This is a genomic window from Mesorhizobium sp. M2A.F.Ca.ET.043.05.1.1, from assembly GCF_003952445.1.
In the GTDB taxonomy this organism is placed as follows: Bacteria; Pseudomonadota; Alphaproteobacteria; order Rhizobiales; family Rhizobiaceae; genus Mesorhizobium.
In genome coordinates, this window is the sequence record NZ_CP034446.1 from 3634724 (window position 1) to 3649649 (window position 14926).

Below are 14926 nucleotides of genomic sequence, written 5' to 3' on the forward strand. Positions count from 1 at the left end.
ATGGCCAGTCTGACGATGTTGCGGGTCCGCTACCCTGCCCGGGCGGCGCTGCGCGCGCGCATGTGTTCGAGGACATGCCGGCCGGAGCCCTCAACATGGCGAGCGATGAGTTCGGCCGCCTTGTCGGCCTCTCCAGCTTTGACTAGCGAGATAAGCTCGCGGTGCTCGCGGATGATCGCGGCGCGGCGGGCAAGCGTGAAATTGAAACGACGGCTGACCGCCCGCAGCACCTCGCGGTGCTTCCACCAGAGTTCGGCGGCGTGGCGGTTGTAGTGCCGCTGGTACATCACGGTGTGGAAGGCGGTATCCAGCTCGCTGTGCCTGAACGTGTCGGCGAAGTTGTTCTCTTCGATCAGGCCCTGGAGGCGTTCGAGCTCGGCGATGTCCTCCTCGGTCGCCATTCCCACGAACCAGCGCGTCAGGGCGGGCTCGATGAGAACGCCGATCTCGTAGATATCGCGCACGAAATCCTGATCTATGGGCCGAACGCGGGCGCCCCGGTTGGGAACGAAGGTGACGAAGCCCTCGCCGCGCAAGAGCTGCAGCGCCTCGCGCACGGGATTGGTCGAGGTGCCGTGGCGGCGGGCGAGATCGGTGACCACGAGCCGCTCGTTGGCAGCCAGCCGTCCCTCGATGATGTCCTCCCTTATCTGCTCGTAAAGCGAGGCGCCCTCGCTCGATGCCCCGAGAGCGTCAATCCCCTCGGGTGGCTCCGCTTTGAAATCGCTCGTTTCCGCCATCGCCGTCCCCCTTAGTCCAATACACGATCCGACCGATATCACGCACACCTTCGACAAACAATGTACGATTTGTTGCGTTGACAGCTATTCTGCGATCTGAAAACGTATAAAGTGATCGAAGGGATACATTAGGGTGGAGGAATATCCCCGCGATCGAAGCGACGAAGGACCGCTTGCCTAGGCGCAGAGCGGCATAGGAGAACCTGGGAGGAGACCTATGAGGAGGATCACAGTCGGCGGTGCCGTTTTGCGCGGCGCTGTTTCCACTGCTTTGACGATATCGCTGATGTCCGGTTCGGCGCTTGCCGCGCCCCCGGTCGACCTGAGCAAGTGGTCGCCGGAATATGTGCGCTCGATTGCCGGCACGCAGGATTTCGACACAGCCGGCGATTGCGCCAAGGTCACCCCGCTCGACTACAAGGGGCGACTGACTTTCTGGTATCAGGGCGTGTTCGAGGGCGACCCCGACCTCCTGCGCCAGTACTACAAGGATTTCTTCGCAACCTTCCGCAAGACCTACCCGAACATCCAGCTCGAGGAACAGGCCCTCACCTATAACGACCTGCTCGACAAGTTCCGCACCGCGCTCCTCGGCAACGCGGCGCCGATGGCGGTCCGCCTGCAAATCCTGGGTGGAACCGAGTTCGCCTCGAAGGGCTATCTGCAGCCGCTGAAACCCGAGGACGTCGGCTATTCGACCGAGGATTTCTGGCCCGGCGCCATGAAAGCCGTGACCTGGGACGGCGTGACCTACGGCATTCCGACCAACAACGAGACGATGGCGTTCATCTGGAACGCCGACATCTTCAAGCGCGCGGGTCTCGATCCGAACAAGCCACCGGCAACCTGGGACGACGTCGTCAAATACTCGAAGCAGATCCACGACAAGCTCGGCATCGCCGGCTACGGCCTCGTGGCGCGCAAGAATGCCGGCAACACGCCCTACCGCTTCATGCCGCAGCTATGGGCCTATGGCGGCGGCGTGTTCGACGAAGCGGCACCCAACCCAACCTACAAGGAAGTCCTGCTCAACAGCCCGCAGAGCAAGGCGGCGCTGCAGGCTTCCTACGACATGTATGTCCGCGACAAGTCGGTTCCGGTTTCGGCGCTCACCAACCAGCAGGCCGACAACCAGCCGCTGTTCCTGGCCGGCCAGCTCGGCATGATGATCTCGCATCCGTCCGACTACAACGTCATGCTCGACCTGCAGAAGAAGGCGACGGGCACCGACAAGGACAAGGCGCAGACCGTCATCGACAATATGCGCTACGGGCTCATTCCGACCGGTCCCGACGGCAAGCGCGCCGTCGTCTTCGGCGGCTCGAACATCCACATCCTGAAGCCCGAATATGTCGAGGGCGGCAAGGTGGACGAGCCGGCGGCGAAGGCCATCATCTGCATGTGGACGAGCCCCGAATGGTCGCTGAAGATGGCCTATGCCGGCTCGAACCCCGGCAACCTCAACGGCTTCAAGACCAAATGGATGAAGGAGCGTCTGGACAGCATCAAGTTCCTCGATGTCACGACGTCGATGCTGCCATACGGCATTCCGTTCCCGGCCCTGCCGCAATCGCCCGAGATCATGAACATCATCGTCCCGGACATGCTGCAGAATGCCCTGACCGGAGCGATGACCGTCGACCAGGCGGCGGACGACGCGGCCAAGAAGGTGAAAGACCTGATGGGCGGCGGACTCTAGCACCAGCCTGACCTGCGATCTTACCGGTTGCGCCGACAGCGCAGCCGGTTCGTTCCGATGAACAAGGGCACGCCAAAGTGACGATCGTGAGCGGCAAGGCCGAGGCTCGCCGAAGACTGCAATCCGCCAGGTCCGATGTGCTCCGCAAGATGTGGGAGCATCGCGCCGATTATGCCTACGTGCTTCCGGCGATTGCCGTGATGCTCATCGTCATCGCCTATCCGATCTATTACACGATCGAATTGTCCTTCTTCAACACGCCGCCCGGCCTGCAGCTTCGCGACAAGATCTTCGTCGGTTTCAACAACTACACGGCCATCCTGACCAGCGGGGTGTTCTGGCAGGTCACCTTCAACACCCTGATCTGGACAGTCGCATCCACTTTCTTTTCCTTCGTGCTCGGCTTTGCCGCCGCGCTGGCGCTGCATCGCGACTTTGCCGGTCGCGGCGTCCTGCGCGCCATTCTCATCATTCCCTGGGTCATCAGCGCCGTCGCCGCCTCCTATATCTGGAAGTGGATCTACCATTCGGATTTCGGCATCATCGGCGCGATACTGGTCGAGCTCGGATGGGCCGAGCGACCGCCGAATTTCATCGACAGCGTCTCAACGGTGCTGCCCTCGCTGATCGTCGTCAACATCTGGCGCGAGTTCCCTTTCGCCATGATCATGATGACGGCCGGCCTGCAGACCGTGCCCGAGCAGTTGCTGCGCGCCGCGAAAGTCGATGGGGCGAATGCGTGGCAACGCTTCTGGCACGTCACCTTCCCGCATTTGCGCAATGTCTCGACGGTGACGATCCTGCTGCTCGCGGTCGCCAACTTCAACTCCTTCATCATCCCCTGGATCATGACCGGCGGCGGTCCGTCCAATGCTTCGCACATCTGGATCACCCACATCTACGAGCTTGCCTTCGGCCGCCAGCGCTGGGGCGTGGCATCGGCCTATTCGGTGCTTCTGTTCATCATCCTGATGACGCTCGGCTACTTCTATGTCCGCGCGCTGAGCGGCAACGAGCGGAAGGACGGCAGCGCATGAGCACGGTTTCCGAGACAATCTCACGGGGCCGGTCCGTCCGCCGCGTGCGGATCGACGGATGGCGATGGGGCGGGCGCGCCTTTCTGCTGTTCATGCTGCTTTACACCGCCTTGCCGATGATCTGGATGCTGCTCACCTCGATCAAGTCCGGCTTCGCGGCGATGCAGTTTCCTCCGCAATGGTGGCCTGACCAACCTACACTCGACAGCTACCAGAAACTGCTCGATCCGCAGAACAGCGTCGGCCAGGATTTCCTGCGCTTCTTCTGGAACAGTCTCATCGTCTCGACCGCCACGACCATCCTTTCGGTGATCGTGGCGGTTCCGGCGGCCTACGCGTTCTCGCGCTTCACATTCCCGGGCCGCAACTTCCTGTTCTTCGCCGTCCTGCTTCGCAACATGTTCCCGGCGGTGATCTTCCTGGTGCCGCTCTTCATCCTGATGCGCGCGATCGGACTGGTGAACACACATGGGTCGCTTGTTCTCACCTACCTCACCTTTGGGCTGCCGCTGGCGATCTGGCTGTTGAAGGGGTTTTACGACAACATCCCGGTGCAGCTCGAGCAGGCGGCGCGCATCGACGGCGCAACGCGGTTCCAGGCCTTCATGCTGATCGTGATGCCGCTCTCGACGCCGGGCATCATCGCCACCGCGATCTATTCCTTCATCGGCGCGTGGAACGAATACATCTACGCCTACACCTTCCTCTCCAAGAACGAACAGCTGACGCTGCCCGTCGGCATCCAGCGCTTCTTCTCGGAGAACACCACGGACTTTCCTGGCCTGATGGCGGCCAGCTTCATGATGAGCGTGCCCGTCGTGGTGCTGTTCCTCCTCCTGCAACGATACTTCGTGCGCGCCCTCACCGAGGGCGCGGTCAAGCACTAGGGAGTTTCAGATGGCCCACGTGGTCCTCAAAGATCTCGTTAAGACCTATGGCAGCTTCAAAGCCGTCAACGACGTTTCGCTGACAATCAATGACGGCGAGTTCGTCGCGCTGGTCGGGCCCTCCGGCTGCGGCAAGACGACCACGCTCAATCTCGTCGCGGGCCTGACCACCGTCACATCGGGCGACATCGTCATCGGCGACCGGGTGGTCAACGAGCTCGATCCCAAGGACCGGGACATCGCCATGGTGTTCCAGAACTACGCGCTCTATCCGCAAAAGTCGGTCTATATGAACCTCGCCTTCCCGCTGCAGATGCGCAAGCTGCCCAAGGAGGAGATCGACAGGAAGGTGCGGGAAGCAGCGCGGGTGCTCGACATGACGCAGCTGCTCGAACGCAAGCCGCGCGAGCTTTCAGGCGGACAACAGCAGCGCGTGGCGCTCGGCCGCGCCCTCGTGCGCGATCCGGCGGTGTTCCTGATGGACGAGCCGCTCTCCAATCTGGACGCCAAGCTGCGCGTGCAGATGCGATCCGAGATCAAGCGGTTCCACCAGGACCTCAAGGCAACAATCATCTATGTGACGCACGACCAGCTCGAGGCCGTGACCATGGCTGACAGGATGGCGGTGATGAACGGCGGCTACCTGCAGCAATATGATTCGCCGGCGCAGGTTTTCGCCCATCCCGCCAACATGTTCGTCGCGAGCTTCGTCGGCAGCCCGGCGATGAGCCTTATCCCGCTGGAGGCGTCGACGGCAAATGGCGGCGCCGTTCTGACGAGCGCGGAAGGCTGGAGTCTTGAGCTGTCGCAACGCAATGCGCGCAAGGTCCAGAAAGCGACCACCAGGAAGGTCGTGCTCGGCGCGCGACATTCGACGATCAAGCTGCACAAAAGCGCGGTTCCCGGCGCGATTCCGGCCAAGGCCTATACGGTGGAGCCGACCGGAGACGTCACCTTCGTGCAGGCGTTCCTCTCCGGCGCCATCGTCAATATCAGCGTGCCCCCCAACGTCGCCGTCGCACCCGACGAGCAGATCTGGCTGGAGTTCGACCAGGAGCGCATGCACCTGTTCGACAGCGAAACGGAAATGGCGCTCGAGGCCAGTTGAGACGGCGAATGCATGGGACAAGGGGGGAGTGACGACGACGATGAAGATCACCGCGATCAAGCCCTACCCGGTGTGGGTGGGGACCCGTAACCAGATGCTCGTCAAGGTCGAGACCGACCAGGGTATCTTCGGCTGGGGCGAGAGCGGCCTGAGCGGTCGCGAGAAGGCCGTGGCCGGAGCGGTCGAGCACTATCGCGAATTTCTCATCGGCCGCGACGCCATGCAGATCGGCCGGATCTGGCAGGAACTCTATCGCAGCCAGTATTTCGAAGGCGGGCGGGTCCTGCAGGCGGCGATCTCCGCCATCGACATCGCGCTTCACGACATCAAGGGCAAGGCGCTGGGCGTGCCGGTCCACGAGCTGCTCGGCGGCAAGCAGCGCGACCGCATTCCCACCTTCGCCTCGACCGGAGACGAGGCCGAGGGCGACGCCGCCATCGAACGAGCGCGCGAACTCCGTGCCGAAGGATGGCAGGCGATCCGCTTCTTCCCAACCGGGCAAAGCAGCAGGGACATTTTCGAGCCGCGCGAGTCGATCGGTACCACCGCGAGCATGCTGAACAAGGCGCGCGAGGCGCTGGGTGAGGGCGTGGTGCTCGGCATCGACTATCATCATCGGCTGTCGGTGGCCGAAGCGGCGAGCTTCTGCAACAAGCTCGGCCGCGGCGTGCTCGATTTTCTCGAGGAGCCGATCCGCGACGAGACGCCGGAGGCCTATGAGAGCCTGCGCAGGATGACCGACATCCCCTTCGCTATCGGCGAGGAGTTTGCCAGCAAGTGGCAGTTCCTGCCCTACATCGAACGCGGCATCCACCAATTCAACCGGCTCGATGTGTGCAATGTCGGCGGTCTCACCGAGGCGATGAAGGTCGCCGGCTGGAGCGAGGCGCATTATGTCGACCTGATGCCGCACAATCCGCTTGGCCCGGTGTGCACGGCCGCGACCATCCATCTGGGCGCCGCGGTGCCCAACTTCGCCTGGCTCGAAACCAGGGTGCCCGAAAGGAAGCTGGGCTTCGACAATTCCGAGTTCTTTCCGGTGCAACCGCGGCTTGACGGCACCCATTACCCGGTCGGCGACCTGCCGGGGCTGGGCGTCGAGGTCAACGAGGCGGCGATCCAGGCGCAGAGCTTTCGCTTCTGGGAAGCGCCGCATCTCAAGCGCCACGACGGTTCCGTCACCAACTGGTAATTCCATCTCACCCGGAGTTCGACAATGACGCATACACCCGACATCAAGCGGCCGCCCAAGGATCTGATCGAAGCGCTGAAGGAGATCGGCGCCGCGACAGTTGCCGGCACGCTCGGCCATATGGGCTTCCGCAGTCCGCACATGGTCGGCCCGGTGGCGCAGAACCACGGCAAGTCGATCGTCGGGCCGGCGCTCACGCTGCAGTTCCTGCCGCAGCGGCCGGACCTCTTCAACGAAGGCGAATATGCCGATCCGGAAACGCAGTTGCACCGGCATGTGCTCTACCACGCGCAGGAGGGCGACGTGGTCGTGGTCGACGCGCGCGGCGACATGAGATCGGGCGTCTTCGGCGACATGATGTCAACCTATTTCAAGGGCCGGGGCGGCGCGGGCATCGTCGTCGACGGATGCATGCGCGACCGGCCCAATGTCGAAAAGCTCGACCTGCCGCTGTGGCTGCGCGGCTGGACGCCCAACTATCATGTCCAGACCAGCATCTATCCCAATGCCGTCAACGTTCCGATCGCCTGCGGCGGCGTCACCGTCATCCCCGGCGACATCATCGTCGCCGACGATGACGGCGCCGTGGTGGTTCCCGTCTCGATGGCGCCCATGGTGATCGAGGAGGCGCAGAAGCATCATGACTGGGAAGAGTTTTCCCGAGAGAAGCTCATGCAGGGCGCGCCCTTGCAGCGCTATTATCCGCTGCACGATGATGCCCGCGGAGAGTATGAGGCGTGGCGCAAAACGAGGGGTTAGGAAAGCTCAACGAGGGCGGAGCGCTGGTGCAGGGATGTGGCCGCGCTTGGGGCCAAGTCATCTTCCAGGATCTGTTCAAGAAGGTGCAGTGATCGGTCCGCGACCGTGTGATCGACGCCGTGAAATGGTCGCGCGCGCTAACGTCTTGTAACCCATTGGACCAACAGGGTGGATTGGGCATCCATTCCATCCGACATTGGCCACAGCATTGAAATAATGCCTACGAAGGAAACCGGCCGGCCACAGCGCGGCCGCCTACCCAGACGGTTGCGATGTTCGTCCTGGACGCAGTGTAGACGATCTTCTGCAGGATGGCTTCGCCGCGGTCGAGATCTTCCTGTAGCCTTATCGTGCCGCCCACGGCTTCGGTGTCGATGACGAAGGCATCGAAATGGTAGCCTGCCGCGAACTGCCCGACCGGCAGGTCGAGCGCGGTCCCGCCCGCGGCGGTTGCGAGGTGGAAGGCGTCGCGGAAATCGATCCGCGCGGCCCTCCGGCTGCTCCGCCTTTCCGGCGGCACGTCGGGGTCGGTGCCGGCCTCCAGCATGCGCGATGCCATGACCGCGCCGCGCATTGCGTCGAAGAGCGAGGCGCTCGGCCCGCCCGAAATGTCGGTTCCGAGCCCGACATTGAGCCCCTTCTCCAGCGCTGCCTTCAGCGGAAAGACCGCATTGGCGAAGTAGGCGTTGGAGAGCGGGCAGTGGGCGACCGCCGAACAGCGCACCCGGATCGTGTCCATGTCGTCCGGCGTGATGAAGTTGGCATGGGCGAGCACGCTCAATCGGCCAAGCAGCCCGAACCGATCGAGGGCGGCGGTGTCGGTCACCCCGTACCGCTCCAGCACGTAGCCATGCTCCCAGTCGCTCTCCGAGCAATGCGTCTGCACATGGCAGCCGCAGCTCTTCGCGAGCGCTCCCAACTCGACGAGCGAGGCATCCGTGCAGGAGGGGATGAAGCGCGGTGTCACCACCGGACTGACCAGGCCGTGCCCGTTGTCCGGATGCGCGCGGACATAGTCGATCAGCTCGGCCGCGCCGTCGACCGCCGCTTGCGCGGAGGCGTCGCGATAGTAGTCGGGGCACTGGTCGGCGTTGTCCATGACCACCTTGCCGACCAGGGCGCGCTGGCCGCGCTCGAGGCAGGCATCGACGAGGACGCGGGTCGCGTCGCGGTGGATGGTGGCGAAATAGAGCGCGGTCGTCGTGCCGTTGGCGAGCAGGTCGTCGACCAGCAGGCCGTAATTGCGCCGGGCAAACGCGACGTCGGCGTAACGCGCCTCAAGCGGAAAGGTGTATTTGTGCAGCCAGACCTCCAGCGGCACGTCGAGCGCCCGGCCGAGCTGCGGGTATTGCGGCGCGTGCACGTGCAGGTCGACAAGCCCAGGCAGCAGATAATGGCCCTTCGGCAGCCGGACAAGCGTTCCCGCTCCGGCCGCCGCGCTGACAGCGGCCTCATAGGCTTCGTCGCCCGGCCTCAGCACGGAGGCGATGACGCCGTCCTCGCGAACCGCGATCAGCGCGTCGCGAAGCTCGTCTATGCTGCCGCGCTCCGGCGCGTGGAAGCCGGAGGCGAGCAATGTCTTGCCCTTGAGGTCGGTCATGTTGCCTTCGCGCGGCCAGGCTGCCGCTCAGGCGGCCATGGCCGTGGTGCCGTAGACGATGCCCTTTTCCTTCAGCCAGCGGCGGTAGGCCACCGAGGAGGCATCCGCGCGGGTGGGGATTTCGGCGCGAGGCTCGAGCGGCAGAAGCCGCGGCCGCTGGTTCTCCAAAATGATCCGGTCCTGCAGGAAGATGAGCTGCTGGAACTGGACGAGCGCTGCCGTAGTCGAGACGTCATCGATCAGGAACATCACCGGATGAGCCCGGCAGCGGTCCGGCTCGACCGGCTGGACGAACAGGCAGATGACGTCCCAGCGGTTCGCCGAGTTCGGGCATGTCTTGTAGAGCATGACCGCGAACGGATTGGCGACGCGGTACATGTACTGCGTCATGATGCCTCCGGTCGCGGACAGCGCCGCCTGCGGCTGGAAGAACTCGCAATTGGTCGCCCAGACCTCGTCGACGTCGCGACGGATCTCTGTCGTGTAGTGCCGCACCTCCGTGTGCGGCTCGGCGCCGAGGATGTCGGTGTGGACGAAGGGGAAATGCGCCATGTCGAGGAAGTTCTCGACGATCCTGAGCCCCGAGGCCCTGACCGAGACCGCGCCGCAGATCACCCAGCGCCGGTCGTCCTCTTGCGTCTCCGGGATCGGCAGGACGTCGCGTTCGGGCGCGCCGAGCGTCACCCACAAATAGCCGTAGCGTTCGCGTATCGGCAAAGCCTCGCTGTCGCCCGCGCGCGTGACGGTAAACTTGCCGCCGGCATCGCGGCTGACGCTGAGATCGACGCCCAGCAACCTGTTGTGCATCGCGCCGACCGGAATGTCGTCCAGCGCCTCTATGCAGTACCATTGGTCGAGAGCAGCCTTCTCGGCTTGCATGGCCATGCCCGTCTCCCTTTACTGGTTGTATATCCTGTTCATGACCGCACGGTGGTCGGCAAGGGCCTCCTCGACCTCGAAGGACCGGAACGCGCCCTTGCCGATGATTTCCCTGCCGTTGATGTAAGAATAGTCGACACGGAAGGGCCCGCAAAGCACGAGCGCCGCAAGCGGGTCGCGTTCGGTGCCGGACAGGCCGAGCTGGTCGCGCCTCACCGCGATGAAATCGGCGCTCATGCCAGGCGCCAGATGGCCGATGTCGTCGCGGCCGAGCAGCGCCGCCCCGCCGCGCGTCGCCATCTCCAGCGCCTCGCGCGCCGAAAGCGCGGTCGGGGTGCCGCCGAAACCGCCGCGCCCGCCCGGCTTCTCGGAAAGGTAGTGGTGCGGCGCGACGCGCTGCAGCATCAGCGCGAGCCGCGCCTCCATGAACAGGTTGGATGTGTCGTTGGAGGCAGAGCCGTCGACGCCGAGGCCGACCTTGACGCCCTTATCCAGCATCTCGCGGATCTTGGCGATGCCCTGTCCGCAACGCATGTTGGCCGACGGGCAATGCGCGACGCCCGTGCCTGTCTCGGCGAAGCGGTCTATCTCGCCGCTCGTCATAAAGATCGAGTGGGCGAACCACACATCCTCGCCGAGCCAGCCCACAGATTCGGCGAATTCGACCGGCCGCATGCCATAGATCTCATGGCAGTACTTCTCCTCGAACAGCTCTTCCGCCAGATGCGAGTGGAGGTTCACGCCGGGATGCTGCCGCGCCAGCACGGCCGCGTCGCGCATCAGCTCCGGCGTCACCGAGAAAGGTGAGCAGGGCGCGAGCACGATGCGGCCCATCGAGTGGCGCGACGCGTCGTGATAGGTGTCGATCAGGCGCTCCGCATCCTTGAGGATGGCGTCTTCCTTCTCCACGCAGCGGTCCGGCGGCAGTCCGCCCTGGCTCTCGCCGCGCGACATCGCTCCGCGGGCAGCATGGAAGCGCAGGCCTATCTCGCGCGCCGCCTCGATCGTCGAATCCAGCGTGCAGTTGTTGGGCAGGATGTAGAGATGGTCGGAGCTGGTCGTGCAGCCGGAGTGGATGAGCTCGGCCATGGCGACCCGCGCGGAGACGCCGATCGCCTCGTCGTCGAGCTTGGCCCAGATCGGATAGAGCGTCTTCAGCCAGACCAGCAGCTCGTCGTCCTGCACCATGACGCGCGTCAGATTCTGGTACATGTGGTGATGGGTGTTCACCATGCCCGGCATGGCGACATGGCCGGAGAGGTCGAGCACCGCATCGGCGTCAAGCCCTGCGAGTTCGGCCGTCGTGCCGACCTTGTCGATCACATTGTCGCGGACGAACAGCGCGCCGCCCGAAATCTCGCGGCGCGCGTCGTCGAACGTCGCGAGATGATCGATGTTCTTGACCAGAAGCGTCGTCATCGGCCGCCCGTCAGCGTTCATCGCGGTAGAACGGCTCGCCGAGAGCGGCCGGCGCGGCCATCAGCCGGCGCACTTTCTGCCAGGCAAGCACCGGCACGATCATCAGCGCGATGGTGCCGAGATAGGGCAGCATCGACAGGAACGGGGCGGCCACCGGCCAGTTGCGCGCCTGACCGACGAAGCCGATCGACGTGATGAGGCCGAACAGCAGCGCCGTGAGCACGGCGTTGACCGGCCGGTAACCGGCGAAGATGACGAGCGAGACCGCGATCCACCCGCGCCCTGCGACCATGCCGTCCGACCAGGCCGGCACGAAGGCGAGCGTCAGGTAGGCGCCGGCGCCGCCGCACAGCGCCGCGCCCGCGGTGACGTAGGCGAAGCGGATCAGGCCGACTGGGATGCCGGCGGCGTCGGCGGCGGCCGGGTTCTCGCCGACGGCGCGCATGTTGAGCCCGTGCCGTGTGTGGAACAGCAGGTAGTGCAGGCCGAGCGGCAGGACGATGTAGATGAGGTAGAGCAGCACGTTCTGCGAGAAGAGCGCCGGCCCGAGGATCGGGATGTCGCTCAGCAACGGTACCTCGACACGCTCGAAGACCGCGGCCGATGGCGTGCCGGAGTAGCTGCGGCCGATGGTGTTGGCGAGCCCGGTGCCGATCAGCGTCAGCGCCAGGCCGCAGAGCACCTGGTTCGCCCGGATCGTCACCGTGGCGAAAGCGAAGACCATGCCGAGCACCGCCCCGACCACGAGCGCCGCGGCAAAGCCGAGCGCCGGCGAGGGAACGGCCGCGACGGTCGCTACGCCGGTGATCGCGCCCATGGCCATCAGCCCTTCGGCGCCGAGATTGACGACGCCGACGCGCTCGGCGAGCACCTCGCCCATGGCCGCGAGCGCAAGCACGCCGCCGGCGAGAAAGGTTGTGGCGAGAATTCCGGTCAAGAGGTCCAATGTCGGTCTCGCTCTATGCTCTCGTCGATCCGGCGCGGAGGATGCGGTAATGCGCGAGCTCGTCGCCGATCGCCGTCAGGAACAGGATCGCCCCGGTCATCGCCAGCACCGCGGAGGTGGTGATGCCTTGAGTCTGCAGGATGATGCCGGAGTTGAGGATGAAGGCCATGAGTATGCCGGTGAAGATGACGCCGACGCAGGAGTTGCGGGCGAGCACCGCGACCATGATGCCGAGATAGCCGAAGTTGTTGGAAATTCCGCCCTGCAGGCGGTGCACCGTGCCGGCGAGCTCGAAGGCGCCGGCGACGCCGGCGATCAGGCCCGACAGCAGCATCACGGTGATGATGTGGCGCCGCACCGCGATGCCGGCATAGGCCGCGGCCGAAGGGTTCGAGCCGGACAGCCGCACCTCGTATCCCCAGCGGGAGAAGGCGAGGATCGCGGCGGCGGCCAGCGCCATCAGGATGGCGATCGGCAGGCCCCAGTGAATCAGCCCCCAGAATTCGGGCATCTCGACCGTGATCCGCGCGGTCGAGGAGTTGGACATGCCGACGCGATCGCGCCACGGGCCGGTGGAGACGTAGTAGACGAGCAGCGCCGCCACGAAGTTGAGCAGCAGCGTCGTGATCAGCTCGTTCACGCCGACGAAGGCGCGCGCCAGTGTGGGGACCAGGATCCAAACGACGCCGCCGAGCGCGCCAGCGGCAATGATCAGCGGCAGGATGAGCCAGGCGGGGCCGGGCACGAACAGTCCGACCGCGGTGGCTGCGAAGGCGCCGGCCAGGAACTGGCCTTCGGCGCCGATGTTCCAGGTCCCGATCTGCTGGCCGACCGCCACCGACAGGCCGGTGAGGATCAGCGGGATCACGAGCAGCCCGAAATCCTCCATCCCGAAGGTGGAGCTGAAGGTGGCGCTGACGAGTTGCGCGCCCAGCGCGAGCGGGTCTTCGCCTGCCACCAGCAGCGCGATGGATGCGGCCAGCACCACGATGGCAATGGCCAGCGCGCGCATGGCGAGCGCGATGCCAGGCTGGACGGATGGCAGCCGCTGGAGGCGCCGGCCCTGCAACATCACGCCGCCTCCTTCCGCACGGTGCGTCCGCCCATCAGCAGGCCGATCTGCTCGACGTCGATCTTGTCGTTGTCGAGCGCGCCCATGAGCCGGCCTTCATAGAGCACGGCGATGCGGTCGGAGAGGTTGAGGAGCTCTTCCAGATCCTCCGAGATAAGCACGATGCCGGCGCCTGCGTCGCGCAACTCGACGATGTAGCGCAGCATCGTGTTGATGGCGCCGACGTCGAGCCCGCGGCTGGGATAGGCGGCGACCAGCACCTTGCGGGCGATGCGCATCTCGCGGCGCGCCACCAGACGCTGCTGATTGCCGCCCGACAGGTTGCGGACCGGCATGGCGAAGTCCGGCACGGCGACGTCCGCGGCCTTGGCGATCTCGCGCGCAAGCAAGGTCGCGGCGCCCGAGCGATAGAGCCCGCCGGAGCCGATGGGCGGCTTCTTGTATTCGCGCATCACGGCGTTGATGGCGACGCTCATCGCCGGGGCCAGCCCGCTGCGCAGCCGGTCCTCCGGGATGTGGCCGATGCCGAGTTCGCTGAACGCAGCAGCATCCCCCGCCTCGAGCGGCGCGCCGTCCACGACGATGCGTCCCGACGCGATGCGCCGCAGCCCAGTGAGCACATGGCTGAGCTCGCGTTGCCCGTTGCCGGCCACGCCGGCGATGCCGACGATCTCTCCCGCATGGATATCGAGGGTGATGTCGTTCAGCGCGGTTTTTCCGCCGTCGTCGAGCGCCGAGACGCTTTCAAGCCTCAGGATCGGCTCCGCCGACCGGGGCGCTGCGCCGGGCGGCCGCTGCCGCATGTCGGCGAGCACGATGTCGCGGCCGACCATGAGCCGCGCCAGCATCCGAGGGTCGCACTCGGATGTGTCGTGCGTCGCGACCCTGCGGCCGCCGCGCAGGATGGTGATGCGGTCGGAGATTTCCAGCACCTCGTCCAGCTTGTGGCTGATGAAGATGACCGCGTTGCCGCGCGAGGTGAATTCGCGCAGCGCCTTGAAGAGCTCGCGCGCCTCGGCCGGAGTCAGCACCGCCGTCGGTTCGTCGAGGATGAGGATGCGGGCCTCGCGGGCGAGCACGCGCAGGATCTCGACGCGCTGTTGCTCGCCGGTCGAAAGCTCGTTGATGCGCGCGTCCGCACGCACATTGAGGTTGAAGCGTTCGGCCAGCGCCTTCGTCCGCGCCTCCAGCTTACGAGCGGAGGCAAGCCGGGGCGTCTCGCTCCAGCCGAGGTGGATGTTCTCGGCCACGGTGAAGGCCTGCACCAGCTTGAAATGCTGGTGCACCATGCCGATGCCCGCCGCGATTGCGTCAAGCGGCGTGGCGAGCTCCTTGGCGTAGCCGTCGATGGTGATCTCGCCTGCATCGGGCTGGTAGATGCCGGTGAGAATGTTCATCAGCGTCGACTTGCCGGCGCCATTCTCGCCGAGCAGCGCGTGGATCTCTCCCGGAAGCACATCGAGATCGACGTCCTGGTTGGCGACGACGCCCGGGAAATATTTGGCGATACCCTTCAGCTGCACCAGCGGCGCCGTTCCCGGCGCCGCGATGTAGCGGTCCTGCGTGGCGTTCATGCCGGCCTGCTGCA

The 14926-nt window shown here is 65.1% G+C and carries 13 protein-coding genes and 1 pseudogene; 7 read left to right on the forward strand and 7 right to left on the reverse strand.

Features of this window, described 5'->3' with window-relative positions; all coding sequences use genetic code 11:
• Positions 1-29: 29 nt before the first annotated feature.
• Positions 30-740: a GntR family transcriptional regulator gene (locus EJ069_RS17825; RefSeq protein WP_126062422.1), complete on the reverse strand. Its 711-nt coding sequence runs from the start codon at positions 738-740 to the stop codon at positions 30-32.
• A 217-nt stretch (positions 741-957) separates the two neighbouring features.
• Here EJ069_RS17825 and EJ069_RS17830 point away from each other — a divergent pair, with 217 nt between their 5' ends.
• The 7 genes and pseudogenes from EJ069_RS17830 to EJ069_RS33330 form a co-directional block, all read left to right on the forward strand.
• A complete protein-coding gene (locus EJ069_RS17830; protein WP_126062423.1) occupies positions 958-2439 on the forward strand; it encodes a sugar ABC transporter substrate-binding protein in 1482 nt (493 codons plus the stop codon).
• 77 nt (positions 2440-2516) lie between these two features.
• Complete coding sequence (locus EJ069_RS17835; RefSeq protein ID WP_126062424.1) at positions 2517-3476, forward strand: sugar ABC transporter permease; 960 nt, start codon at positions 2517-2519, stop codon at positions 3474-3476.
• Complete coding sequence (locus EJ069_RS17840; RefSeq protein WP_126062425.1) at positions 3473-4363, forward strand: carbohydrate ABC transporter permease; 891 nt, start codon at positions 3473-3475, stop codon at positions 4361-4363. The genes EJ069_RS17835 and EJ069_RS17840 overlap by 4 nt, the downstream gene beginning before the upstream one ends.
• Before the next feature lie 10 nt (positions 4364-4373).
• Positions 4374-5471: an ABC transporter ATP-binding protein gene (locus EJ069_RS17845; protein ID WP_126062426.1), complete on the forward strand. Its 1098-nt coding sequence runs from the start codon at positions 4374-4376 to the stop codon at positions 5469-5471.
• Positions 5472-5499: 28 nt separating this feature from the next.
• Positions 5500-6663, forward strand: a complete 1164-nt coding sequence (locus EJ069_RS17850) for a mandelate racemase/muconate lactonizing enzyme family protein (protein WP_126062427.1) — start codon at positions 5500-5502, stop codon at positions 6661-6663.
• A gap of 24 nt (positions 6664-6687) precedes the next feature.
• The gene (locus tag EJ069_RS17855) at positions 6688-7422 is read left to right on the forward strand and encodes a ribonuclease activity regulator RraA (protein ID WP_126062428.1); all 735 of its coding nucleotides are present in this window, start codon (positions 6688-6690) and stop codon (positions 7420-7422) included.
• Positions 7419-7514 (forward strand): annotated as a pseudogene (locus EJ069_RS33330) (NADP oxidoreductase coenzyme); the annotation flags it as partial. The gene EJ069_RS17855 and the pseudogene EJ069_RS33330, both read left to right, overlap by 4 nt.
• Before the next feature lie 128 nt (positions 7515-7642).
• Here EJ069_RS33330 and guaD read toward each other — a convergent pair.
• The 6 genes from guaD to EJ069_RS17890 are packed head-to-tail and all read right to left on the reverse strand — an operon-like array spanning position 7643 to position 14912.
• Positions 7643-9022: a guanine deaminase gene (gene guaD / locus EJ069_RS17865; RefSeq protein ID WP_126062429.1), complete on the reverse strand. Its 1380-nt coding sequence runs from the start codon at positions 9020-9022 to the stop codon at positions 7643-7645.
• A gap of 27 nt (positions 9023-9049) precedes the next feature.
• Positions 9050-9901: an aromatic ring-hydroxylating dioxygenase subunit alpha gene (locus tag EJ069_RS17870; protein WP_126064778.1), complete on the reverse strand. Its 852-nt coding sequence runs from the start codon at positions 9899-9901 to the stop codon at positions 9050-9052.
• A gap of 18 nt (positions 9902-9919) precedes the next feature.
• The gene (locus EJ069_RS17875; RefSeq protein ID WP_126062430.1) at positions 9920-11320 is read right to left on the reverse strand and encodes an 8-oxoguanine deaminase; all 1401 of its coding nucleotides are present in this window, start codon (positions 11318-11320) and stop codon (positions 9920-9922) included.
• Between the two features lie 10 nt (positions 11321-11330).
• Positions 11331-12266 (reverse strand): ABC transporter permease, encoded by a 936-nt coding sequence (locus EJ069_RS17880; protein ID WP_126062431.1) that lies wholly within the window; start codon positions 12264-12266, stop codon positions 11331-11333.
• Positions 12267-12279: 13 nt separating this feature from the next.
• Positions 12280-13338 carry an ABC transporter permease gene (locus tag EJ069_RS17885; protein WP_126064779.1) on the reverse strand — a complete coding sequence of 353 codons (1059 nt, stop codon included), beginning with the start codon at positions 13336-13338 and terminating at the stop codon, positions 12280-12282.
• Positions 13338-14912: an ABC transporter ATP-binding protein gene (locus tag EJ069_RS17890; protein ID WP_126062432.1), complete on the reverse strand. Its 1575-nt coding sequence runs from the start codon at positions 14910-14912 to the stop codon at positions 13338-13340. The genes EJ069_RS17885 and EJ069_RS17890 overlap by 1 nt, the downstream gene beginning before the upstream one ends.
• Between the last annotated feature and the right edge of the window lie 14 nt (positions 14913-14926).